Below are 21,566 nucleotides of genomic sequence, written 5' to 3'. Positions count from 1 at the left end.
GTATGACAAATCACATTACCACCAAATGGTTGGGCGAAATGGCCTTTGAAAGCACCAATCCATCAGGACATACCGTAAGAATTGATGCAGGGCCCGAAAGCGGTGGCTCCGGAGCAGGATTGCGACCTAAAGCCTTGATGCTTTCCGCATTGGCGGGCTGCTCCGGGCTGGATGTTGCTTCATTGATACAGAAAATGAAATTGGAGGTAGATGATTTCAAAATAGAAACCATTGCCAATCTTACCGAGGAACACCCCAAATATTATGATTCGGTAACCGTGGAATACCACTTTACCGGCTCCAATCTTAAGGAAGATAAATTGCAAAAAGCGGTGGATTTATCCGTAGAAAAATATTGTGGTGTTATGGAAATGTTCAGGCAGTTTGCTAAGTTGGAGATCAAGATTCTGTATCATCATAAATAGGGGTAAAGCGCAAAACTCAAGTTCAAGCGCAAGTACAGGTTTGCCCAAAGGAAAAAGGTCAAGTACAAAATTCAAACTCAAAGTCAGGTAAATCATTTATATTTATTGGGTCAACCTCAAAATCATATCAAAATGGTTTATGACACAGAAAAAGTTTGATTTAGAGGAAAGGTTTGTTGATTTGGCAGCCAGCATTGCTTCTTTTTGCCAAGATTTATCCAACGATTTTACGGGTCAATATTACGGAAATCAATTGCTTCGCTCTGCAGGTGGAGCAGCCTTGAATTTTGGTGAGGCTCAAGGCACAAATACGGATAAAGATTATGTGCACAGGGCTACCATATCATTAAGGGAACTGAAAGAGTCAAGAGTAAACCTCAAGATTTTGAACAGAATAGACTATGGCAATAGAGAAAAGCGCATTGGTTTATTGGATGAAGTTGAACAATTGATTAAAATCACAGCCACAATAGTCAAAAACAAGAAGTAATTCCAAATTTTATCTTGAGCTTGAATTTTGTACTTGAACTTTACAAATTATGCGTTGGACCCTAAAACCCAAACCTACACAAGAAGACATCAATCGACTATCAAGGGAATTGAATGTTGATGCATTGGTGGCTCATTTACTTTTGCAACGAGGCATTCATAATTATGACGAGGCCAAACTTTTTTTCCGGCCAGAATTGGAGCACTTGCACGACCCTTTTTCAATGAAGGATATGCAAAAAGCAGTGGAACGAATAGAATCCGCCATTGAAAATCAGGAAAATATTTTGGTGTACGGGGATTATGATGTGGATGGAACAACATCGGTGGCCCTTATGGCTTCCTATTTACAAGAAAGCTATCCCAATGTGGCCACCTATATTCCCGATAGATATGAAGAAGGGTACGGTGTCTCTTTTCAAGGTATAGATTATGCCGCGGATAACGACATCTCGTTGATTATTGCCTTGGACTGTGGAATCAAAGCCATTGAAAAAGTGGTATACGCGACAGAAAAGGGGATCGACTTTATCATTTGTGACCACCACAGACCTGGGGAGAATCTTCCCGATGCAGTGGCTATTCTGGATCCAAAACAAGAGGATTGCACATATCCTTACAAAGAACTCTGTGGTTGTGGGGTGGGGTTCAAATTGATTCAAGCACTGGCCTCCCGAAAAGGTAAAACAGCGGAAGACCTTATTCTGTATTTAGATTTGGTGGCGACGGCCATTGCGGCGGACATTGTACCCATCACGGGGGAAAATCGAGTGCTGGCTCATTTTGGACTTCAGGTGATCAATACCAGCCCAAGAATTGGGATTCAAGCTTTGATTGATCAAGTCAAAAAGAGAACACTCACCATCACTGATGTGGTTTTTATCATCGCACCCCGAATCAATGCTGCAGGTCGGATGAAACACGGGCAGCATGCGGTGGCCTTATTGACGGAAACTGATTTTAATATGGCGCAGCAGTTTGCCCAAGAAATAGAGTCGTTCAATGCGGAGCGAAGAAACTTGGATCAAGAAACTACTGAAGCTGCGTTGTTACAGATTCAAGAAAACGATGAAGAAAATCGATTCACTTCGGTGGTGTACAATGAAAATTGGCACAAAGGAGTTATTGGGATTGTCGCCTCGCGTCTTACCGAAACCTATTACCGGCCTACGTTGGTCTTTACCAAAAGTGGGGATAAATTATCCGCTTCTGCGCGATCTGTGAAGGGGTTCGATATTTACAACGCCTTGGAAGGTTGCTCCGATTGTATTGAGCAGTTTGGCGGGCACATGTACGCAGCTGGGCTTACCCTTTTGGAGGAACAGTACGAAACCTTCAAACAACAATTTGAAAAAGTGGTCTCGGAAACCATCGACCCACATTTGTTGCAACCCGAAATTTCCATTGATGCCCCATTGGAACTGAATCAAATCACCCCAAAATTAATGCGAATCCTGAAACAATTTGCGCCTTTTGGACCAGGCAATATGACCCCTGTTTTTATGGCCGAAGGAATCCAGGACACCGGCTATGCCAGAGGGGTGGGTGAAGAGGAAAAACATTTGAAGGCATCCATCTCACAAAAGGGCTCCACACCCATTGGGGCCATAGGTTTTAATTTGGGAAATAAATTGGGTCTGGTTGCGAATAAAAAACCGTTTGATGCCGTATTTTCGCTTGATGAAAATGAATGGAACGGAACGGTGAGCCTTCAACTGAAACTTAGAGACATTCGCTAGACATTTATGGATCCATACGCTGCACTCCGTTATAGGGAGTTCAACATTTTTTTGCTGGTACGTTTTGCCATGGTGTTTGCATGGTCCATGCAATTCATCGTCATTGAATGGCAGGTGTATTCCTTGACCAAAGATCCATTGTCTTTGGGAATTATTGGATTAATGGAAGTGATTCCTGCGGTTGGAATGGCTTTGTTTGCGGGCCACATTGTGGATCAACGTGAGAAAAGAAACCTATTGGTCACCTGTATCGCTGGGTTTTCGGTGATTAGTCTGGGGCTGTTTTTATTGAGCTGGCCGGGCCTTCAAGACACATGGAACTTTAGGACTATATTGTATTCCATTTACGCCTTGGTTTTTATGGGAGGATTGGTACGCTCATTTTTGGGGCCTACCATTTTTTCATTGATAGCGTTGATCGTTCCCAAGAAAATTTATCCCAATGCGGCCACATGGAGCAGTTCCACATGGCAATTGGCCTCGGTTTTGGGTCCGGCTTTGGCCGGATTTTCCATCAGTTGGATTGGCGTTCATTGGAGTATGTGTGTCATTTTTGGTTTTTCTTTGATGGCCCTTCTTTTTCTGTTGCAAATCCCTAAAAAACCCATTTTGAATCCAAAAATTGGGGAACCGGTTTTTCAGAGCTTGCGGGATGGCCTTAGATTTGTTTTTGGAAATAAAGCCATTTTTGGAGCCCTAACCTTGGATATGATTGCGGTACTTTTTGGGGGTGCAGTAGCACTTTTACCAGTGTACGCACAAGATATTTTGCATGTGGGGTCAGAAGGATTTGGAATTTTACGGGCAGCACCAGCCGTAGGTGCATCCATTACCATGTTGGGTTCCACCAAGTTTCCTTTGCATAAAAATGCAGGTAAGAAATTGTTGATAGCGGTCTTTGCCTTCGGGGCATGCATCATCGTGTTTGGACTTTCTGAACTGTTCTGGCTGTCCGTGATAGCCTTGTTCTTAAGCGGAGCAGTGGATGGTGTTTCCATGATTATTCGCCAAACGATTCTGCAGTTAAAGACACCAGACAACATGAGAGGACGGGTGGCTTCCGTAAATTCGATGTTCGTAGGTTCTTCCAATGAGTTGGGCGCGTTTGAAAGTGGCTTGACCGCAAAACTTATGGGAACGGTAACCGCTGTGGTGTTCGGTGGATGCATGACCTTGCTCACTGCGGGGGCAACGGCCATTGCTTCACCCACGTTTCGAAAATTAGACCTTCAGAAAGATATTGACGAACACGAAAAGGATTAATCCTCCAGCTTTTTCAATGTCAATTTTTCACCATCAAAAACCGCATAGGTAAAATATGAAATCCAATCTCCTAGGTTGGTGTAGGTTGATTTTTCATTCAGTTTGATTTCCATCGGAAGATGTCGATGACCAAAAATGAAATGGTCGTAATACTGCTGTTCCAATTTTCGCTTGGCATAGAGAATGAGCCACTCCTTGTCCTCACCTAAAAATGTTGCATCGGCCTCACCGGAAATAATTCGATTGTTCACGGAAAGATGCTGTCCCAATCGCACTCCCCAATCTGGATGTAACCATTTAAAGAACCATTGTGCAACAGGATTTGTAAACACTTTTTTCATGCGTTTAAAGCCCTTGTCGTGTGGGCCCAATCCATCACCATGTCCAATAAAAAAGGATGTATCGTTAATTAAAAACTGCTGCGGCTTATGGTATACGGGGATATTCAGCTCTTCTTCAAAATACCCGTTCATCCAAAGGTCGTGATTGCCCACAAAATACGTGATTTGTATGCCCATGTCCGAAAGCTCGGCCAATTTGCCCAAGGTTCGGGTAAAACCTTTGGGGACGACAGTTTTGTATTCAAACCAAAAATCAAAAAGGTCGCCCATGAGAAAAATGGCATGAGCATCGTATTTGATGCTGTCCAGCCAAGCCACAAACTTTTTTTCTCGGGGCAGACTGTCCTTTCGGGAAGGAGCCCCTAAGTGATTATCACTGGCGAAGTAAACCTTTTTGTCTTTGGGAAGTGAGATATTGTCCAATGGGCCTATGGGAAAAGTTTATAGATATCATTTCGCTTTACAAAACGTGACAATATCAAGGTATTGTTTTCATAATAAAAGCCTAGGCGGTAAGAACCTATTCGCATCCTGAATGCATTGGGATGTCCTGCTAATTTCTTGACGGAAGTAAGTTCATCCAAAACCTTGGCCTCTTTCATTTCTAGAATGATGAGCTTTAACTTTTGCTTTATCTTTTTATCATTAATCTTTCTTAAATCTTTTTCAAGTGATTTATGATATTTGATCTTCATTGATCAAGGATTTTAAAAATATCATCCTCGTTGGCAAATTCTTTGGTATCTGCTTGTTGCATCAAAAGTAGAAGCCCAAGGTCTTCTTTTTCTTCCTCTGAAAGGCTTTCGAAGCGTTCCAGTTCTTTCTTTTTGACGTATTCGACAATAGCTTTTTCCATCAAGGCCTTAACGCTCAGGTTTTCAAATGCAGAAAGCACTTTAAGTTTCACTACAAGCGACTTATCAACTTCAATGAGCTTTTTTACATGTTCCATTAGAGGTATGATTTGCAAATTCTATATTAACAAATATATGCAATATTATATTGTATATATTATATATAAAATATTACCTCTTGAACTTCCTGTTGTTGCGGACTCTGTTGAAGACATAAACCACCACCAGAATAACAACTAATGCGGGGAACACAATATTTCTCATGATATCAACTTTATTTTTTAAATTTTTCCAAGGCAGCTTTGGTTTCTGGGGAAAGGGCCAACTTGCCAGAAGCTTCTGCGCGCTCGGCCAACAATTGGTCCCAATGCTCCGTTCCTTCCCAAAGCACACGTTTCATTTCAGATAAAGCATTGGGATTGTATGAAGCCAAACGCTGTACATGGAACTCCAATTCCTTATCCATTTCTGCTATGGAATCATACACCTTTGCAAACAATCCTTTTTCTTGGGCCCAATAGGCATTTTTCCACTCGGTTGGGGCTAAGGAGAGTTCTGCCAAGGCGGCTTTTCCTATTTTTCGTTCCACAGCAGGCGCAATGACAAAAGGGCCTATTCCGATGGAAATCTCGGATAATTTTATCGCGGCATCCACCGTGGCGTAGACATAATCGCAAGCAGCAGCCAATCCGACCCCACCGCCTACAGTTTTCCCTTGAACGCGACCGATAATTGGCTTCTTGCATTTACGCATGGCATTGATAACGTTAGCGAATCCGCTGAAAAAGGCCTTGCCTTCTTCCAAATTTGAAATAGCCACCAATTCATCAAACGAAGCTCCGGCGCAGAAGGCTCGGTCGCCTTCGGATTTTAAAACAATCAAGGAAACCGAATCATTATCCGAAAGTTTGGCAAATTCGTTGGCCAATCGCGTCAACAATTCTGACACAAAGGAATTACTAGCCGGATGACCGAATTCCACCGTGGCAACTCCGTTGTCGATTTTGGTATATAAACTTCCGTTGGGTCTATCCGTGGGCATTAATTTCAGTTATGAGTTATGAGTTATGAGTTATGAGTTCTTGGTTCTTGAACTTGAACTTGAACTTGTTGTTTTTCAATGCTAAATTAAGTGTTTTGTACCAAGGGCCTGAACTTTTGTCTAAATTTCCAAATCAGGGCAAATCCACGAATCATCATCCAAACCACAAAAGCTATCCAAATGGCATAGAAGCCCCAGCCCATGAATTTTCCAAAGTAGAGAACGGGAATAAAGCCCAAAAATGTGGCAGAAAGCAGCACATTCCGTAAATATTTCATTTCACCCAGACCTTTAAAAAGTCCATCAAAAATAAAGGCAATGGTGTTCATGGGAAGCCCGATGATTACAATATAGAAAATACTGTAAAAGGTCTGTAGCACGATTTCTTCATTCGAAAATAGCCGCCCGATGGGTCTATAGAAGACGAATCCTGAGAGCATCAGGAACAAACTAACTACCATTCCATATTTAAAAATGGTCTTGGCCAGTTTCCAAAGGCCATTATAGTCGGAGGCTCCCAAAAGTTTACCTCCCATACTGTTGCCAGCTGCTGCATAGCCATCAATAAAAAAGGCGGCGAAGAGCCATAAGTTCACCGCAATGGTGTGTGCACCAATAAAACGGTCGCCCAAGATAGTGGCTTCCCGAACGGCCAGCATTAAGGCTGCATTTAGAGCTGCGGTTCTCACAAACAAATTCAGGCTCATGAACACCAACCGTTTGATTTCGGTATTGAACGGAAGGCTGAGTTTCATGCTGATTTCGGTCTTTTTCAACAGTAGTATCAGAGCCAAAATCGCCATAATGCCTTGCGAGATTAGGCTGGCCCATGCAGCTCCTTCCAGATACATGGCAGGGAGATACCCATCAATCCCATAAACAAAGATAAAATCGAGTAGGATGTTCAATCCAGCGCCCAACATGGCAATGACCATGGGATAAAACGTATTCTGTAAACCCCGGAAAATGCCAAAAATGGCAAACGTGAACAGCGTTAACGGAAAGCCCCAAACCCGAATGGAATAATAGGAAACGCAATAGTCCAATATTTTTCCGGAGGCCCGAAAGAGTCGAAAAATATCATCTACAATAAATACGGTGGAGACCAAGATAATGATGCTCAAAAGAATATTGAGAAAAATAGCCTGAGCAGGCAGGTTTTTGACTTCATCCAACTTTCCAGCACCCAAATATTGTGAAATAATGGCGGAGATGGCACTTCGGGTCTGCCCCAACACCCAAATGAGCATGGACAAAAAAGACCCTACAATTCCGACAGCAGCCAAAGACTCCAATCCATCTACTGGAATATTACCTACAATGGCCGTGTCAGTAATGGAAAGCAACGGCTCCGCAATCCCCGAAATGGTAGCGGGAATGGCCAGTTGGTTGATGCTTTTAAAGTTGACGTGTGTGCTCAAATCGGCCGCAAGTTACAGCACTAATTCATAACAATGAAAGGGATGTTCACTTTGTTTGGGGAAGAAAATGTCACCCAATTTTTGATAGCCTCGCTGTTCGTAAAATCGTTGATTTCTGTGGTTTTGGGAAAAGGTATCCAGCCGAACCGATACAAATCCATGTTTCTTGGAATAGTTTTCCGCAAAATCCATCAATTGCTGGGCCAATCCTTTGCCTTGGTAATCGGGGTGCACAGAAAGGCGATGGATATACGTGCTGTTGCCATTCGGTGTCAACCATTCGATAGGCACATATTCTTCATCCATATTGGTTGAAATGACGACGGTACCTATAATAGTTCCCTTTTCTTCGATGACGTAAAGTTCACCCCGTTCCACATCACGCATAAAGGCAGCTTCGGAGGGGTAGTGGTCATTCCACTGAAAAATACCGTTTTCCTGCATTTTTGTTGCACAGGCCTTGGTGATGTTCAGGATATCCTTTATTTCGGATATCTTTGCGTGCCGGATCATGGATTCATTTCAATTAAGTTGTAAATTTAGGTTTTAATCTCAATCACCAAATACATGAATAATATACTTGTACCCATTGGAACTTCACCAAATTCTTCAAGCACATTGCAATACGCCATCGATTTTGCAACAAATTTTGGCGCCAAAATTTTTGTGATGGATGTGTTCTCGGTCACTACGGCTGTTGGGAGTTTGGCCAATGTGGAACAGAAAGTTGCGAAAAGCAGTAAGGAGCATTTAAAAGAAGTGATTGAACAGGTGGACACGAAGGGTATCGATATTAAGATGGCTACGTACAATGGCGATATTGTGGATGGATTAAAGGACATCAACAAAGAGTTGGGAATAGACCTGATCATTATTGCTCCAAGAAGTAACGATATTCAGGAAGAGCTTTATTTGGGAAATACTTCGGGGCGAATCATAAAGCAAACCAACATCCCAACTTTGATTGTTCCCAAGGGAACTGAGTTTAAGCCTGTAAAAAAGATATTGACCGCTTTTGGCTCGGGAATTTTAAAGAGAAACAGTATTCTAAGTCCATTAGTGACCATTAAGAACAAGTTTAGGTCGGAGGTCAGTTTGCTTTTGGTGAAAAGACCGGGATATTCTGAAGACGATCTTAAAGTGAACACAGCTCTCATGGATTTAAGCAAGCAATTGACCATTACCGAAAATGCAACGACATACTTGGGAGTAATTGAGCATTTCCAAAAAGAGCATCCGGATATGTTGTGTGTTTTTAGAAGAAAGCGAGGGTTCTTCAAGAAATTATGGGAGAAAAACACAATTCTAAAATCAGAGTTTTTTGTGCCCATACCGTTGCTGGTGTTGAGCGTTAAAAAAGATTAAGCAGGGCCCAATTTTTGATAGTTTCAGAAAAAAGTAGTTCCTTTGCGCTCTCTTACGGGGGATTAGCTCAGTTGGCTAGAGCGCTTGCCTGGCAGGCAAGAGGTCACCGGTTCGAATCCGGTATTCTCCACAGTAACAGTAAGGCTTCAAGAGTTTTTAACTTTTGGAGCTTTTTTCATTTGCACGCAATTTGCACGCAAAACTGGTTTTAAATTAAGCTCGGTATTATTTGATTCAAATTGGGCTATTTCTATGCTTTTTAATCCTTTATAGCATAATTTTTTGAAAAAGTATCACATTTATTACATGCGTTAGCTTCAGTATTAGATTTATGAATCTAAGTCCCATAAAAGGTCAATTAACGAAACAAATAAAAGAGACCACAAATGTGACCGAATGACAACAGAATTTTTGAAATAGAAAAGAAGTTCAAAAAAAGGGCCGTTAAAATGAACTGTTTTTAAATGCACCGAAAAAGTTTTCTTTTACTAGAGAACTGTGTAGGCAATCAATCAGCAACAATCTTCGTTATTCTGAATAGGTGGACAAGCGACAGTACCGTAGGAACAAAAGACACAACAATCCCCTTCTTTTGGCTTAAGGACTTTTTTGCAATTGTCACATTCATAAAAGAATTGACAGGCCGTTGTTGGCATTTCCTCTTCTTTTTCAAGCCCGCAATTTGGGCAAGTAATTGTTGATATTAACTGAGGTCTCATTATTTGACTACTTTATAAGCTGTACTGTTTATGGCTTTTTTGATTGCGGGCAAATCGGTTTTGGTCTTGTCAAATTCCACTATGGTGTTGGCATTTTCGTAGCTGGTTTTTACCGAAATAATTCCATCCAACTTATTGACTTCACTTTCTACGTGTGCCTCACAACCCACACAAGTCATTCCCTCAACATAAAACGTGTGCTTTTCGATATTGGATTGAGAGACATAGACGATGTCCTTTGTGGGCTGTGCATAAAATAAGTTGGAATAGTACGGGAAGGCCAGCATCAATCCCGAAAATACGGTTACGATGAACAAAAATTGTTTGGATTGCCAAAATGTAGGTTTCGCATCATCGTCACAGGCACAATCTATTTCTTCCTTTGTTTTTGGCCGTAATTTCTGATACCATGCAAATACCAAAACAATAATGGTCAAGCCGATAAAATAGGGTCTAAACGGCTCGACCCAGGAAAAGGTAGATGCAATGCCGCTTGTTCCAGCAATCAGTGCCAAGACAGGGGTAATACAGCATATTGATGCTGCAACTGCGGTAAAAATACTGGTATAGGCCGCGGTGTTTGAAGTATTATTCGATGCCATAATTTAAACTTTCTAAGCTGTTTTCTTTCTTATCGAAATTGAACTGAAAATTCCATTTAAAACATTATCCTCACTCTTTACCAACGAATAATATAATGTTTGACCTTCACGTCTCGATGTGATAATTCCTGCATCCTTCATTTTACGGATATGTTGGGATACCGCGGGGACACTCATTTCAAGAATGTCAGCAATATCGCAAGGACACAATTCATTTTCTATGTTCAAAAGAAATAGGATTTTCAGTCGTACCTCACTTCCGGCAAGGGCCAAAATTTTGCTCATGGCCTTAAAACTATCGGAAGAATTTTCTATTGTCCTCTTGCACCGTGATATTTGTTTATGGTCGGCTTCATTCCGGGTACAGGTTATTTCCAAGCTCATCAATTTTAACTTAACGCGTCTACAAATATATCATTATTTAAGCAAATACTTATATACTAAAACTGTAGACATATTATTTAGGAAGTTGGATTGGTTCTTTGTTTTAGTTTTTATAGACGAATGCCTACCGAGTTTTTGTAGCACCAGTGAAAAAAATAGGGGACTATGATATTTCTATTTCGGATTCTGATTCCAATGTCCGGCAGCAATAAGTAGCCTTTTCATTTGAATAAGTTGGTCTTCATCTTTGAAATATTCATGACTTAGCATTTTTCTCAGTTGACCAACGGTTTCTTTTGAAGTTAATCCCTTTTTTTCAAAAAGTTCGGTAAATTTCTGAAGTTGCTCTAACTTGTACTTTGCCTTTTCAACAAATTGTTCCCCATTTTCAGAATCCTCGTAACTCGATTGAATTTCAAAATGTCGTTCTATCGTACCCGGTTTTCCAATTATCAATTTCTCAGCATTAATCTGAACGATTCCATTTGTAGTAAAAACATAGTCCCTATCGTGAACCATCCTATTAATTCTGGTTTGACCATCAGCAATACTGTTTGGAAAGATTTCTAAGTAGTATTTGGTATCTAAAGGCAAAGTTATTACTGAGTCAGGATTAAAAAGGCCTTCAAATCGAGTTGATTTTACGCCGCGTATTGATACCGGATTATCGCAAGTAATTAATGGTGCATCCTCATCATTGATTCGGTGGACATTTATAGTACAATCATATTTGAAATCCACAAATTCTTTCCATTTTTCCAAATGTTGAACCAAGAATTTAATCCTGTTACGCTCTTTAAATTCGTGTCTAACTTTACCAATATCCTTAATATTGAATTCGTGCTTTTCTTCTTCAAATGTAAATTTCACATCGCCGTTTTCGTCGGCGTACAATAACATTCTATCTAAAATTTGGTCGGTAAATGCGTTCTGATGATTAAGAAACCTCGGGGTTCTAAAATAAAGGGATAGGCAGACGTATAGTACTTGCCTTTTTTGCTCAGAGGTCAATATCTTCACATTTTCATCGACAAGTAGTTTATAAATCTTAGGGAATTCAGAATCGACGTGTTCGGCATAATGATATTCCAAATCGTATTTCCTATCAATCTCGGCATTCGGAATCGTATAAAGATTTTTCTGAAAGCAAATACTTTTTGTACTAATCTGTTCAAGAAGCAAATCATCTTCCAATCTGTAAGCATCAACAAAATAGTTGCCGTTATTACCTTCAACACCAAAATTTTTCAGGTAAGACCGTGGTATGTATTGTTGCTTGATGGGTTCGTTTTTAGCCATACATGAAATAATGAATTTTCATGAATGTACTAATTCCATTCCATCTTCTGCAATCGTATCGCATTCAATATAGCCAAAAACGCCACACCCACATCAGCAAAAACAGCTTCCCACATTGTCGCTAATCCACCTGCACCGAGAATGAGGACTATGACCTTGACACCAAATGCAAGCGCAATATTTTGCCAGACAATTCGTCGCGTTGAACGACCAATTTTAATCGCTCTTGCAATCTTACTGGGTTGGTCGGTCTGTATGATAACATCGGCTGTTTCTATAGCAACGTCGCTACCCAAACCACCCATTGCAATACCTACACCACTTGCTGCCAAAACGGGTGCATCGTTAATACCATCGCCAATAAATGCTACTTTGGTTTCGGGTTGCTTTTTGAGCTCTTCAACCTCATTGAGTTTATCTTCAGGCAACAGTCCGCCTTTTGCCCAATCGATTTTCAACTCTTTTGCAACCTGTTGTGTAATTGAGTCTTTGTCACCCGATAGCATTATAATTTTGGAAATTCCTGCATCCCTAATTTGTTTAATGGCTTGGTGCGCATCATCCTTTAATTCATCTGCAATGGTAACATAACCTGCAAATGTTCCATCTATGGACACCATAACGATTGATTCTACAATACCATCTGTTTCCGAAGGGACTTCTATGCTGTTTGAGGTCATCAAGGCTTTGTTACCTACCAATACCGTTTTCCCGTTGACCTTTCCTTTCAATCCCTTTCCGGCAACTTCCGATACATCTGTCGCTTCATAATCTGACCCGTCCGCTTTGTATTCGAGAATTGCTTTTGCGATGGGATGAGTAGATTGTTCTTCCATCGCCATCAGGTATTTCATAAATTCGGCTTCCTCAAATGTGATGGAATTGATTTCCTTGATTTTAAAAACGCCTTTGGTAACGGTTCCTGTTTTGTCCATTACGACCGTGTTTACTTGGGTCATTGCATCCAAAAAGGATGCACCCTTGAATAGAATACCGTTTCGCGATGCCGCACCCAATCCGCCAAAATAGCCCAGAGGAATGGAAATGACCAGCGCACAAGGGCAGGAAATTACGAGGAATATCAATGCTCGATAGAGCCAATCCCTAAATACATAATCATCTATAAAAAAGTAAGGCAGAAAAGTAAGTCCGATAGCGAGGAATACCACGATTGGTGTATAAATCCGTGCAAATTTTCTAATGAACAATTCGGTCTTTGATTTTCTGGCGGTTGCATTCTGCACCATATCCAAAATTCGTGCAATGGAACTGTCTTTAAATTCTTTTGTGGTTTCAATCTCGATTACGCCATCAAGATTTATGCTTCCTGCAAAAACAGTATCACCTTTAGCAATAGTATCAGGTTTGCTTTCGCCTGTCAAGGCAGCAGTATTAAAAGAACCCTTTTCAGAAAGCAGAATGCCATCAAGCGGAACTTTTTCGCCTACACGCACCTGTATCTTTTCGCCAATCTCAACAGTCTCGGGATTTACTGAAACAAAATCATCATCACGATAAACCAAAGCCTCATTGGGTCTTACATCGAGTAAGGCTTTTATATTTCCCTTAGCACGGTTAACGGCCGCATTTTGGAAGAGTTCGCCCACGGCATAAAATAGCATAACGGCTACACCTTCAGGGTATTCGCCTATGGCAAAAGCACCGAGGGTTGCAATGGACATTAAGAAGAATTCAGTAAAGAAATCCCCCTTTTTAATACTTTCCCAGCCTTCCTTTATTACAGGGAATCCCACAGGGATATAGGCTACCGTGTACCATACTACGCGAATCCATCCTTTGAAGAAAGGAAACGCATCAAAGTAATCAATAGCAATTCCGGCTATCAACATTACGAAGCTGAAAATAGCCGGTAGATAGGTTCTGAAATTTGAAATTTCTTCAGGGCTGCTATGGTTATGGCCATCGTCGTGACTGTGCTCGCCTTGTTGTTTTTTTGGTTCTAAGTCACGTAAGTTTATTTTTTTCTTTTTCATATGTTCTAATCAAGTTTGATATCATTTTAAAAACTACTTCGATAATTTCAATATTCTCAATGCACCGCGCATTACAAAAGTGAAAACGATGCCGCCAATCACTAAATCGGGCCATTTACTATTCAGAAAATAAACCAGCACCCCAGCTACTATAACACCACCATTAACAATAATATCATTGGATGTAAAAATGGCACTTGCCTGCATATGAGCCTCTTGACTCTTTGCCTTGTTGATGAGCCAGAGCGATATCAAATTACCTGCCAATGCGAAAATTGAAACGATAATCATCCATTGAAACAAGGGTGTTTCGGTATTGCTAAAAAACCTTCTCAAGACCTCTGCAAACCCAAGTGTTGCCAATGCCATCTGAAAGTATCCGCTGTATTTCGCAACCTTCTTTTTTCTTGAAATGGCACCGCCTACCGCAAATAGGCTTAATGCATATACGATGGAATCTGCCAGCATATCTAATGAGTCTGCCACAAGACCCATCGAAGAAGAAATCCAACCGGTGGTCATTTCGATAACGAAAAAGCCAAAGTTGATGCCCAAGACCCACCATAGGATTCTTTTTTGTTTGGATTGGTCTTCCATTACGGGTGGTTCGGCTTCTGTGGTTCCTTCTAAGGAATCCCCAAGTTTTAAGCTGGCTATAGACGTTTTTATCGCCTTGACGTCGTCCACGTGATATACTTCCAATTTTCTGTTTGGAATATCAAAATCCAAGTGTTTTACTTGAGCATAAGACTCTAACTTCATCCGAATCATCTGCTCTTCTGAAGGGCAGTCCATTTTAGTTATTATAAAAGTGCTTTTTTTCAAAATCAATCTAATTTGTTCGTTTGTTTATTAAAGTAAATTACTGCTGCATTTTTCGCATATTCCCGTAACCACGAGATTAACATCCTCTGCCAAATATCCATCTGGCAAATTGATATGCGGGATTTTTAGTTCCGTTAAACAAACTGTTTCGTCACAGTTAGTGCAATGAAAATGTAAATGCAAATCCTGTTCTATTTCACAATTACAGCCTTCTTCACAAAGTGCGTATTTAGAGATTCCAGTTCCGTCATCTATGTGATGCACCACGTTTTTTTCTTCAAACGTTTTTAGGGTTCGGTACAATGTGGTTCTATCCGCTTTTGCGAAAGCATTCTCAATATCAGTCAGGGCGATGGCGGCATCCCTATCGGCCATATACTTATAAATCAAGATGCGCATTGCGGTGGGACGCACGTTATGGTCATTTAATGTTTTTTCAATTTCAGTCATTTTGTGCGGTGTTATAATTGATATTTTTAGCTTTATTGTAGGCTTCATAGCCTTCTTTTGCAGCGTACGGAACGATAAGTAATGCCGCCACAGGATCTGCCCACCACCAGCCTAACCAGTTGACCAATAGCAATCCTATAAGTACGACCACGGTTTGGTATAAGCAAATAAAGGTGTCTTTAGCATCAGCCAGCAAGGCTGGACTGTCTAATTTCTTTCCATACTTTCTTTTGAAATAGATCAGGATAGGATTTACAACCAGGGAAACCAATAATATAATCAGTCCCATCGTGCTCCAGTTTGCGGTTTCTTTATTTATAAGCTTTGTAATGGAATCGTAGGAAATGAAAATACAGATGAGCGTAAAGGAAACTGCAATTACGTTTAACGTGATTTTTTGTCTTCGTTTTACTTTTTCTTCATCGATACCTTTAATCTCGCCGTGTAGTCGCCAGCCTAATGTTCCCGCACTAACCACTTCAATCGTGCTGTCCAATCCCCAACCTATCAGAGCCGAACTATTTGCTGTAAATCCAGCAATAAGCGAGACCGCAACTTCAATAACATCGTAGATGACGTTCCAAATCTGTAAGGTTCTTGCTACTTTTAAGTTTTTCTTTCTTTTTTCTTTCATTCCATTTTAATCATCGTCACCAAGTTCCCCTTTTTTCATCTCTCCCATAAGGTAATAGGCATTATTAAAGGCAAAATGAGTATTTGGGTCTGGGGTTTCAAAAAAACGTATGGCTATCCAGTCACCATCCTTCTCGCCCGTAGTGACTTCTACTGGTATAAAACTCCAAGTGTTGCCTTCCCTTTGCGCTTTAAACACATAATCCCTACCACCTTCTGTAATAATGGCACTTTCTGGTAATGCGGTTTCAGCGGTTTCATCGTTATCAACTTCAATCCTACCTTTAATGTACATTCCTGAGATAAGACCACCACCTTTGTTCTCAATTTCTGCGTGTACGTGCACCGCTTTAGGATCTTGCTCGAAGGTTTTTCCTACTGAATAAATTTCGGCAACGAGTTCCGTTCCTGGTCTTGATTGAACGCTAAATCGTACTTGTTGACCTTTCTTTACCCTATCAACATCTTTTTCGAAAACCATTAAATCTGCGTGTACGTGGTCTGTATCTACTATTTCCATTAGGTTGGTCTGTGGCTCCACATATTGTCCAGTTTTTATAAAAACTTTTTCTACAACCCCTGCAATGGGACTGCGCAATGCAACACGCTGGTAGATAGTGCCATTGCGCACGCCATTCACATTGATGTTGTACTGTCGCAATTGTGCTTCCAGCCCGTTTACCATTGCGGTAGATGACTGATAGTCTGCCGTTGCCTTTTGGAAATTCATACCAGATGCCACACCAGCTTCATAAAGCCTTTTTTGACGTTCGTATTCTTGTTTTAAAAACCGACTGTTGCTGTGTGCATTTAAGTAATCGCTCTGTATCTGTATGATGCTGGGATGTGAGAGATAGGCAACCGCTTGATTTTTTTTCACTTCATCACCTTCTATTACTTCTATGGATGCCACATTTGCTCCTGTTATGGCGGTAATGGATGCTTCGTTTTGGGGTGGTACTTCCAGCGTGCCATTTGCTTCTACATAACCGCTCATATAACGTTGTGAGAGCGTGTCAATTTCCATCTGTAAGGCTTCAAACTGCTGTGCCGTGAGCATTACTTCCTTAGTTTCGCCTTCCATATTATCTTCTTCATCTTCCCCTTCAGAGTGATTTTCTTCTGTTTCAGAATGGGTGGCTTCATCGTGGCCATCTTCAGTTTTTGACTCGCCACAGCTGAATAATGTCAATGCCATAAGCATTGTGGTAATCGGTATATATTTTAATTTTTTCATCTTTTTTTAGTTTTGGAAATATTGTAGTTTAAACAAGGCTTCTAAATAATTATCGAGTGCGTCCAGCGCATCCATTTCGGTCTGTATGGCATCACGTATAATTTGCGTGAATGCTGCATAATCAAGCGCACCTTCTTTGTAGGCGAGCAATGCGCCTTTGCGCTGGTCTATGGCAAGTGGCAGAGCTTCGGTTTTATAGAAAAACCAAGTATCTCGCCATCGTGTATAATTTTGCTGTGCTTGTGTATATTGGGATTGCAGCTCGCGTTGTTTGAATGCGGCATTGGTTTCTGCAATCTGTGCATCCAGTTTAGCAGCTTTTGCGCGGCTGCGGTCTGGGCCAGAAAACAGCGGTATGGAAATCCCTGCCTGATAGGTGTAGAAACCACTATCGCCATTTACACGTTGCAGGCCACCTTGCAGATTAAACTGGGGCAGTAAGCTTGCCCTTGCTGCATCATAGCTTGCTTGTGCTTCGTCTATACGCTTTCGCGAAAGCGATAACTCGGGATGTTCATCCAATGTATCATCAGTCTCTAACACCGAAATTTCGGTAGCTTCAAATTCATCAGCTACGGTGTACATCGTATCTGGTGTCAACCAAAGATTGAGTTTTTGTAATGCGATTAAATAATCTGTTTCTGCCTGCTGAAACCTGTTGGTTATCTGTAACGCTTGATTGCGCGCAGCAGCATATTCCAGTCTCGAAATGGCTTCGACTTCAAAATTGAGTTCTACAGATTGTGCAAATTGACCATAAATGCTGTCCAGTTCTCGATAAAGAACAAATTTCTTCTTTGCCTGAAAAGCTTCTGACCAGGCTTTTTTGACTTCCAGTTCTATCTGGATTTCAGATAGGTCAAAAGCTGTTTCGGCTAACTGGATGCGTTGTTGTTGCAAGCGTTTTTTGGCACCTATTCCCAATAGATCAATATTTTGTTGCCCGATACCTATCAAGGTATAAATGCCCTGACCATCTGCCACTTCTTCGCCACCTGTAAATACTTTAGTATTACCGAAGTCATAGGCATTGCCCGTGAGTGCGCTCTGTCTTTCTATTTCGAGTTGGCTCGTCTTGAGTGCTGGATAATTCTCTTTGGCAATTTCTACAGCCCGAGATAAGGTAATGGGTGTAATGCTATCCTGAACAATGAGGTCTGGCACAGGTGCTTGTGTTTGTTGCGCTTTCGCCAAAGCGGTACCACCTAACATAAAACCAAGTATTAAAATCGTGGTCAATGCTTGCGGATTAAACGAACCAATCTTGTTCTGGTCTTTGCGCTCACGTCGCTTTTCTATAAAGATATAGAGTACAGGAAGTACTATCAACGTGAGTAGGGTGGCCGTAAGCATCCCACCAATAACTACCGTAGCGAGCGGTTGTTGCACCTCTGCACCGGCTGATGTGGAAAATGCCATAGGTAAAAACCCAAAAATATCTGTGGTAGCCGTGAGCATAATGGGGCGAATACGTTCTTTAGTCCCTTGAAATATTCTATCCTTTATGCTTGTAACACCTTCTTCCTTTAAAGAATTAAATCGGTTAATAAGTACCAGCCCGTTAAGAACTGCGACACCAAATAGCACAATAAATCCTACACCTGCCGAAATACTAAATGGCATATCTCGAAGCCATAAAGCAAACACACCACCAATGGCCGCCAAGGGAATCGCGATGTAAATCATTAGCGATTGTGAAAAGGATTTTAAGGCAAAGTATAACAGTACAAATATCAAGAACAGGGCGATGGGCACAACAATTGTTAAACGATCCTTAGCGCTTTGTAGGTTTTCAAACTCTCCACCATAGGTAATATAATATCCTGATGGCAAGTCCAGTTCTTCATCTAACTTTTGTTGTATATCTTTTACAACAGACTCCACATCTCTGCCTCGTGCATTTACACCTACATAGGTTCTTCTATACGTATTGTCACGTGAGATTTGCATAGGTCCAGGCACGTATTCAATCTCTGCTATTTCAATAATGGGTACCTGGCTTCCATCCTTAAGATCGATGTACATCGTGCGCAGGTCATCAATACTTTTTCTATGGCTTTCATCAAATCGTACCACCAGATCAAATCGTTTCTCGCCTTCAAAAATGACGCCAGCGGTACCACCTGCAAAAGCAGTACTTATGTAATCATTTACTTTTTGAATATCCAGTCCATATTGCGCCATTTTATCTCGTCTGAACTTTACGGTCATTTGTGGTAGTCCAGCTGTACGTTCTGCACTCACATCGCCCGCGCCAGGAACGGTCTTTATAATAGCTGCCATTTCCTGAACCTTGTCTGATAACACCTCTAAATCTTCGCCATATAGCTTTACTGCAATATCCTCTCTTACGCCTTCTAAAAGCTCATTAAATCTTAATTCGACCGGTTGGGTAAATGATAAATTAACCCCGACGAGTTCATCATCCAGTTTATCCCTTATGGCTTCAATCAAACCTTCTTTAGTAGAAGCAGTTGTCCACTCGTCCATATCCTTATTAAGGATGATATACATATCTGCAATATCCATAGGCATAGGATCTGTAGGTATATCTGCCACACCCATACGTGCTGTTACCGTTTTAATTTCAGGAAAATTTTCTAATAGGATAGTTTCTATTTTCTTTGAAACTTCAATGGATTCTGTGAGCGAGCTTCCTGGTCTTATAAACGCCTGCATTGCTATATCTCCTTCATCGAGCTGCGGCACAAATTCTCCACCCATATTAGAAAATATAAATCCAGCAATAATAAGCAGAACAGCAGCAGATGATAACACGATAAGCTTAAGCCGTAGTGCGCCTTTTAATAATGGCTTATAAGCATTATGTATAGCACCAATAATTTTATCACTTATCTTTTCAAGCCAACGCTCAAATTTGCCAAACCAGCTTTTGGTGTTTTGAACTGGTTTCATAAAAAGCGCAGACATCATTGGGACATACGTAAGACACAGAATAATTGCACCTATCATAGCAAAACCAAAGGTGTATGCCATCGGTTTGAACATTTTACCCTCTACACCTGTAAGGAAAAGTATAGGTGTAAAAACTATAAGTATAATGATCTGCCCGAAAAAAGCAGAACCCATCATCGTGGTTCCGGCATCATAGGCTACTTTATCCATTACGCCTTGATTGAATTTTAGCTTTCCAGACCTAATCCGTTTTTGGATCTCATACACCGTTCCTTCTATAATAATCACGGCACCATCTATAATAATCCCAAAGTCTATAGCTCCCAAGCTCATTAAGTTTGCCCATACATTAAATTGCTTCATTAAGATAAAGGCAAAAAGCAAGGACAACGGTATGGTCGTGGCCGTTATGATGCCACCTCTTAAACTACCCAACAATAAAACAAGGGCAAATATCACGATTAGGGCACCTTCCAGTAAATTGGTTTTAACGGTATCGGTCGTTCTGGCAATTAGCTCACTACGATCAATGATAGGGGCGATAGTGAGACCTTCTGGCAGGGATTTTTCAATTTCTGCCATACGATTCTTAACATTTTGAATAACCGCATTAGGGTTTGAACCTTTTAGCATCATTATTATTCCTCCCACGGCTTCCTTACCGTCTTGCGTAAAAGCACCATAACGTACCTGATTCCCAAAATGGACGCGTGTTGCAACATCTCCAATAGTTACGGGAATGTTGCCCTCGTTAATAATCGAAATATCTTTAATGTCTTCCAAAGAGCGAATAAGACCTTCACCTCTTATGAAATTTGACATTTTATTTTTTTCTATGTAAGCACCGCCTGTATTCACATTGTTCCGAGCGAGAGCCTCATACACTTGTGAAATACTAATACCCAAACTATTCAACTTATCTGGGTTGACAGCGACCTCATACTGTTTAATACTGCCTCCATAAGAGTTGACCTCTACCACGCCTTCCAGTAATGTGAGTTGTCGTTTGATAACCCAATCTTGCACGGTGCGCAGTTCCATAGGCGAATACTTGTTTTCAAAACCCTCCTCTGGCTTTATAGTGTATTCATAGATCTGACCTAAACCAGTAGAGATGGGACCCATAGATGGACTTCCAAATTTTTCAGGGATAGATTCGCCCAGTTCGTTTAGTTTTTCCTGTACCAGCTGTCGAGGAAGATAGGTTCCCATATCGTCTTCAAAAACGATAGTAACTACGGAAAGGCCAAAGCGTGAGATAGATCTTATTTCTGTAACGCCTGGTAAATTACCCATAGATAGTTCTACGGGATAGGTTACGAACTGTTCAATATCTTCCGTTCCCAAATTGGGCGATTGTGTGATGACTTGCACTTGATTATTGGTAATATCTGGCACAGACCCAAGATTTACCGTTGCCATTGACCAGATACCGACACCTATAAGAGTCAATGTAAACAGACCGATTATAAATTTGTTATTGATTGAAAAATCAATGATTTTGTTAATCATAGATAAGGATGTTAATTCAGTTGAAATTCTTGTTGAGCACATTGAATAAAAAGCAA

21 protein-coding genes and 1 tRNA gene are annotated in these 21,566 nt (G+C 40.9%); 6 read left to right on the top strand and 16 right to left on the bottom strand.

The annotated features are described in order from the left end of the window. Window positions 1-2: 2 nt before the first annotated feature. The 4 genes from ACFSJE_RS09860 to ACFSJE_RS09845 all read left to right on the top strand — a co-directional run bounded on the left by ACFSJE_RS09860 (window position 3) and on the right by ACFSJE_RS09845 (window position 3,916). On the top strand, window positions 3-425 hold the full coding sequence (locus ACFSJE_RS09860) for an OsmC family protein (RefSeq protein WP_379830805.1): 423 nt from the start codon (window positions 3-5) through the stop codon (window positions 423-425). A gap of 139 nt (window positions 426-564) precedes the next feature. After that, window positions 565-915 (top strand): four helix bundle protein, encoded by a 351-nt coding sequence (locus tag ACFSJE_RS09855; RefSeq protein WP_379830804.1) that lies wholly within the window; start codon window positions 565-567, stop codon window positions 913-915. 49 nt (window positions 916-964) lie between these two features. Continuing rightward, on the top strand, window positions 965-2,653 hold the full coding sequence (recJ, locus tag ACFSJE_RS09850; RefSeq protein ID WP_379830803.1) for a single-stranded-DNA-specific exonuclease RecJ: 1,689 nt from the start codon (window positions 965-967) through the stop codon (window positions 2,651-2,653). 6 nt (window positions 2,654-2,659) lie between these two features. Further along, window positions 2,660-3,916 carry an MFS transporter gene (locus ACFSJE_RS09845; RefSeq protein ID WP_379830802.1) on the top strand — a complete coding sequence of 419 codons (1,257 nt, stop codon included), beginning with the start codon at window positions 2,660-2,662 and terminating at the stop codon, window positions 3,914-3,916. Here ACFSJE_RS09845 and ACFSJE_RS09840 read toward each other — a convergent pair. The 6 genes from ACFSJE_RS09840 to ACFSJE_RS09815 all read right to left on the bottom strand — a co-directional run bounded on the left by ACFSJE_RS09840 (window position 3,913) and on the right by ACFSJE_RS09815 (window position 8,087). Next, on the bottom strand, window positions 3,913-4,671 hold the full coding sequence (locus tag ACFSJE_RS09840) for a UDP-2,3-diacylglucosamine diphosphatase (RefSeq protein ID WP_379831552.1): 759 nt from the start codon (window positions 4,669-4,671) through the stop codon (window positions 3,913-3,915). The genes ACFSJE_RS09845 and ACFSJE_RS09840 overlap by 4 nt on opposite strands. Before the next feature lie 14 nt (window positions 4,672-4,685). Further along, window positions 4,686-4,952, bottom strand: a complete 267-nt coding sequence (locus tag ACFSJE_RS09835) for a type II toxin-antitoxin system RelE family toxin (RefSeq protein WP_379830801.1) — start codon at window positions 4,950-4,952, stop codon at window positions 4,686-4,688. Continuing rightward, complete coding sequence (locus ACFSJE_RS09830; RefSeq protein ID WP_379830800.1) at window positions 4,949-5,209, bottom strand: hypothetical protein; 261 nt, start codon at window positions 5,207-5,209, stop codon at window positions 4,949-4,951. The genes ACFSJE_RS09835 and ACFSJE_RS09830 overlap by 4 nt, the downstream gene beginning before the upstream one ends. A gap of 176 nt (window positions 5,210-5,385) precedes the next feature. Then, the gene (locus ACFSJE_RS09825; RefSeq protein WP_379830799.1) at window positions 5,386-6,153 is read right to left on the bottom strand and encodes an enoyl-CoA hydratase/isomerase family protein; all 768 of its coding nucleotides are present in this window, start codon (window positions 6,151-6,153) and stop codon (window positions 5,386-5,388) included. 86 nt (window positions 6,154-6,239) lie between these two features. After that, entirely contained in the window at window positions 6,240-7,574 is a 1,335-nt protein-coding gene (locus ACFSJE_RS09820; RefSeq protein ID WP_379830798.1) for an MATE family efflux transporter, read from the bottom strand. A gap of 12 nt (window positions 7,575-7,586) precedes the next feature. Continuing rightward, complete coding sequence (locus tag ACFSJE_RS09815; RefSeq protein ID WP_379830797.1) at window positions 7,587-8,087, bottom strand: GNAT family N-acetyltransferase; 501 nt, start codon at window positions 8,085-8,087, stop codon at window positions 7,587-7,589. 54 nt (window positions 8,088-8,141) lie between these two features. On the opposite strand from ACFSJE_RS09815, the gene ACFSJE_RS09810 reads away from it, so the two are divergent. Together ACFSJE_RS09810 and ACFSJE_RS09805 are read left to right on the top strand one after the other, a co-directional pair. Beyond that, complete coding sequence (locus ACFSJE_RS09810) at window positions 8,142-8,939, top strand: universal stress protein (RefSeq protein ID WP_379830796.1); 798 nt, start codon at window positions 8,142-8,144, stop codon at window positions 8,937-8,939. Window positions 8,940-8,995: 56 nt separating this feature from the next. Next, a tRNA-Ala gene (locus tag ACFSJE_RS09805) sits at window positions 8,996-9,069 on the top strand. 382 nt (window positions 9,070-9,451) lie between these two features. Here ACFSJE_RS09805 and ACFSJE_RS09800 read toward each other — a convergent pair. From ACFSJE_RS09800 to ACFSJE_RS09755, 10 genes are all read right to left on the bottom strand, one after another. Continuing rightward, window positions 9,452-9,658 (bottom strand): GDCCVxC domain-containing (seleno)protein, encoded by a 207-nt coding sequence (locus tag ACFSJE_RS09800; RefSeq protein ID WP_099546397.1) that lies wholly within the window; start codon window positions 9,656-9,658, stop codon window positions 9,452-9,454. Further along, on the bottom strand, window positions 9,658-10,260 hold the full coding sequence (gene merTP / locus ACFSJE_RS09795) for a mercuric transport protein MerTP (RefSeq protein WP_099546398.1): 603 nt from the start codon (window positions 10,258-10,260) through the stop codon (window positions 9,658-9,660). Before merTP ends, ACFSJE_RS09800 begins: the two co-directional genes overlap by 1 nt. A 12-nt stretch (window positions 10,261-10,272) precedes the next feature. Continuing rightward, window positions 10,273-10,644, bottom strand: coding sequence for an ArsR/SmtB family transcription factor (locus ACFSJE_RS09790; protein ID WP_116216553.1), 372 nt, complete (start codon window positions 10,642-10,644; stop codon window positions 10,273-10,275). Between the two features lie 174 nt (window positions 10,645-10,818). Beyond that, the gene (locus ACFSJE_RS09785) at window positions 10,819-11,943 is read right to left on the bottom strand and encodes a DUF4238 domain-containing protein (RefSeq protein WP_116216552.1); all 1,125 of its coding nucleotides are present in this window, start codon (window positions 11,941-11,943) and stop codon (window positions 10,819-10,821) included. Between the two features lie 29 nt (window positions 11,944-11,972). After that, a complete protein-coding gene (locus ACFSJE_RS09780) occupies window positions 11,973-13,937 on the bottom strand; it encodes a heavy metal translocating P-type ATPase (protein WP_116216551.1) in 1,965 nt (654 codons plus the stop codon). A 33-nt stretch (window positions 13,938-13,970) separates the two neighbouring features. Continuing rightward, window positions 13,971-14,762, bottom strand: coding sequence for a cation efflux transmembrane domain-containing protein (locus tag ACFSJE_RS09775; RefSeq protein WP_181898143.1), 792 nt, complete (start codon window positions 14,760-14,762; stop codon window positions 13,971-13,973). 27 nt (window positions 14,763-14,789) lie between these two features. Next, window positions 14,790-15,212, bottom strand: a complete 423-nt coding sequence (locus tag ACFSJE_RS09770; RefSeq protein WP_116216550.1) for a Fur family transcriptional regulator — start codon at window positions 15,210-15,212, stop codon at window positions 14,790-14,792. Beyond that, a complete protein-coding gene (locus tag ACFSJE_RS09765) occupies window positions 15,205-15,846 on the bottom strand; it encodes a cation diffusion facilitator family transporter (protein WP_116216549.1) in 642 nt (213 codons plus the stop codon). The genes ACFSJE_RS09770 and ACFSJE_RS09765 overlap by 8 nt, the downstream gene beginning before the upstream one ends. Before the next feature lie 6 nt (window positions 15,847-15,852). After that, window positions 15,853-17,043 (bottom strand): efflux RND transporter periplasmic adaptor subunit, encoded by a 1,191-nt coding sequence (locus tag ACFSJE_RS09760; protein WP_318310863.1) that lies wholly within the window; start codon window positions 17,041-17,043, stop codon window positions 15,853-15,855. A gap of 45 nt (window positions 17,044-17,088) precedes the next feature. Continuing rightward, complete coding sequence (locus ACFSJE_RS09755) at window positions 17,089-21,510, bottom strand: CusA/CzcA family heavy metal efflux RND transporter (RefSeq protein ID WP_116216547.1); 4,422 nt, start codon at window positions 21,508-21,510, stop codon at window positions 17,089-17,091. Window positions 21,511-21,566: the final 56 nt, after the last annotated feature.

Origin of the sequence: Flagellimonas iocasae (genome assembly GCF_042682725.1) — a bacterium.
Taxonomy (GTDB): domain Bacteria; phylum Bacteroidota; class Bacteroidia; order Flavobacteriales; family Flavobacteriaceae; genus Flagellimonas; species Flagellimonas iocasae.
The sequence above is the reverse complement of the archived record's forward strand: the minus strand, read 5'-3'. Positions and strand labels throughout refer to the sequence as shown.

Coding starts and splice junctions, on each gene's coding strand:
- ACFSJE_RS09860 (WP_379830805.1), top strand. CDS start 3: ATGACAAATCACATTACCACCAAATGGTTGGGCGAAATGGCCTTTGAA.
- ACFSJE_RS09810 (WP_379830796.1), top strand. CDS start 8,142: ATGAATAATATACTTGTACCCATTGGAACTTCACCAAATTCTTCAAGC.
- ACFSJE_RS09815 (WP_379830797.1), bottom strand. CDS start 8,087: ATGATCCGGCACGCAAAGATATCCGAAATAAAGGATATCCTGAACATC.
- ACFSJE_RS09825 (WP_379830799.1), bottom strand. CDS start 6,153: ATGCCCACGGATAGACCCAACGGAAGTTTATATACCAAAATCGACAAC.
- ACFSJE_RS09800 (WP_099546397.1), bottom strand. CDS start 9,658: ATGAGACCTCAGTTAATATCAACAATTACTTGCCCAAATTGCGGGCTT.
- ACFSJE_RS09765 (WP_116216549.1), bottom strand. CDS start 15,846: ATGAAAGAAAAAAGAAAGAAAAACTTAAAAGTAGCAAGAACCTTACAG.
- ACFSJE_RS09855 (WP_379830804.1), top strand. CDS start 565: ATGACACAGAAAAAGTTTGATTTAGAGGAAAGGTTTGTTGATTTGGCA.
- ACFSJE_RS09845 (WP_379830802.1), top strand. CDS start 2,660: ATGGATCCATACGCTGCACTCCGTTATAGGGAGTTCAACATTTTTTTG.
- merTP (WP_099546398.1), bottom strand. CDS start 10,260: ATGGCATCGAATAATACTTCAAACACCGCGGCCTATACCAGTATTTTT.
- recJ (WP_379830803.1), top strand. CDS start 965: ATGCGTTGGACCCTAAAACCCAAACCTACACAAGAAGACATCAATCGA.
- ACFSJE_RS09755 (WP_116216547.1), bottom strand. CDS start 21,510: ATGATTAACAAAATCATTGATTTTTCAATCAATAACAAATTTATAATC.
- ACFSJE_RS09835 (WP_379830801.1), bottom strand. CDS start 4,952: ATGAAGATCAAATATCATAAATCACTTGAAAAAGATTTAAGAAAGATT.
- ACFSJE_RS09830 (WP_379830800.1), bottom strand. CDS start 5,209: ATGGAACATGTAAAAAAGCTCATTGAAGTTGATAAGTCGCTTGTAGTG.
- ACFSJE_RS09760 (WP_318310863.1), bottom strand. CDS start 17,043: ATGGCATTGACATTATTCAGCTGTGGCGAGTCAAAAACTGAAGATGGC.
- ACFSJE_RS09770 (WP_116216550.1), bottom strand. CDS start 15,212: ATGACTGAAATTGAAAAAACATTAAATGACCATAACGTGCGTCCCACC.
- ACFSJE_RS09785 (WP_116216552.1), bottom strand. CDS start 11,943: ATGGCTAAAAACGAACCCATCAAGCAACAATACATACCACGGTCTTAC.
- ACFSJE_RS09780 (WP_116216551.1), bottom strand. CDS start 13,937: ATGAAAAAGAAAAAAATAAACTTACGTGACTTAGAACCAAAAAAACAA.
- ACFSJE_RS09790 (WP_116216553.1), bottom strand. CDS start 10,644: ATGAGCTTGGAAATAACCTGTACCCGGAATGAAGCCGACCATAAACAA.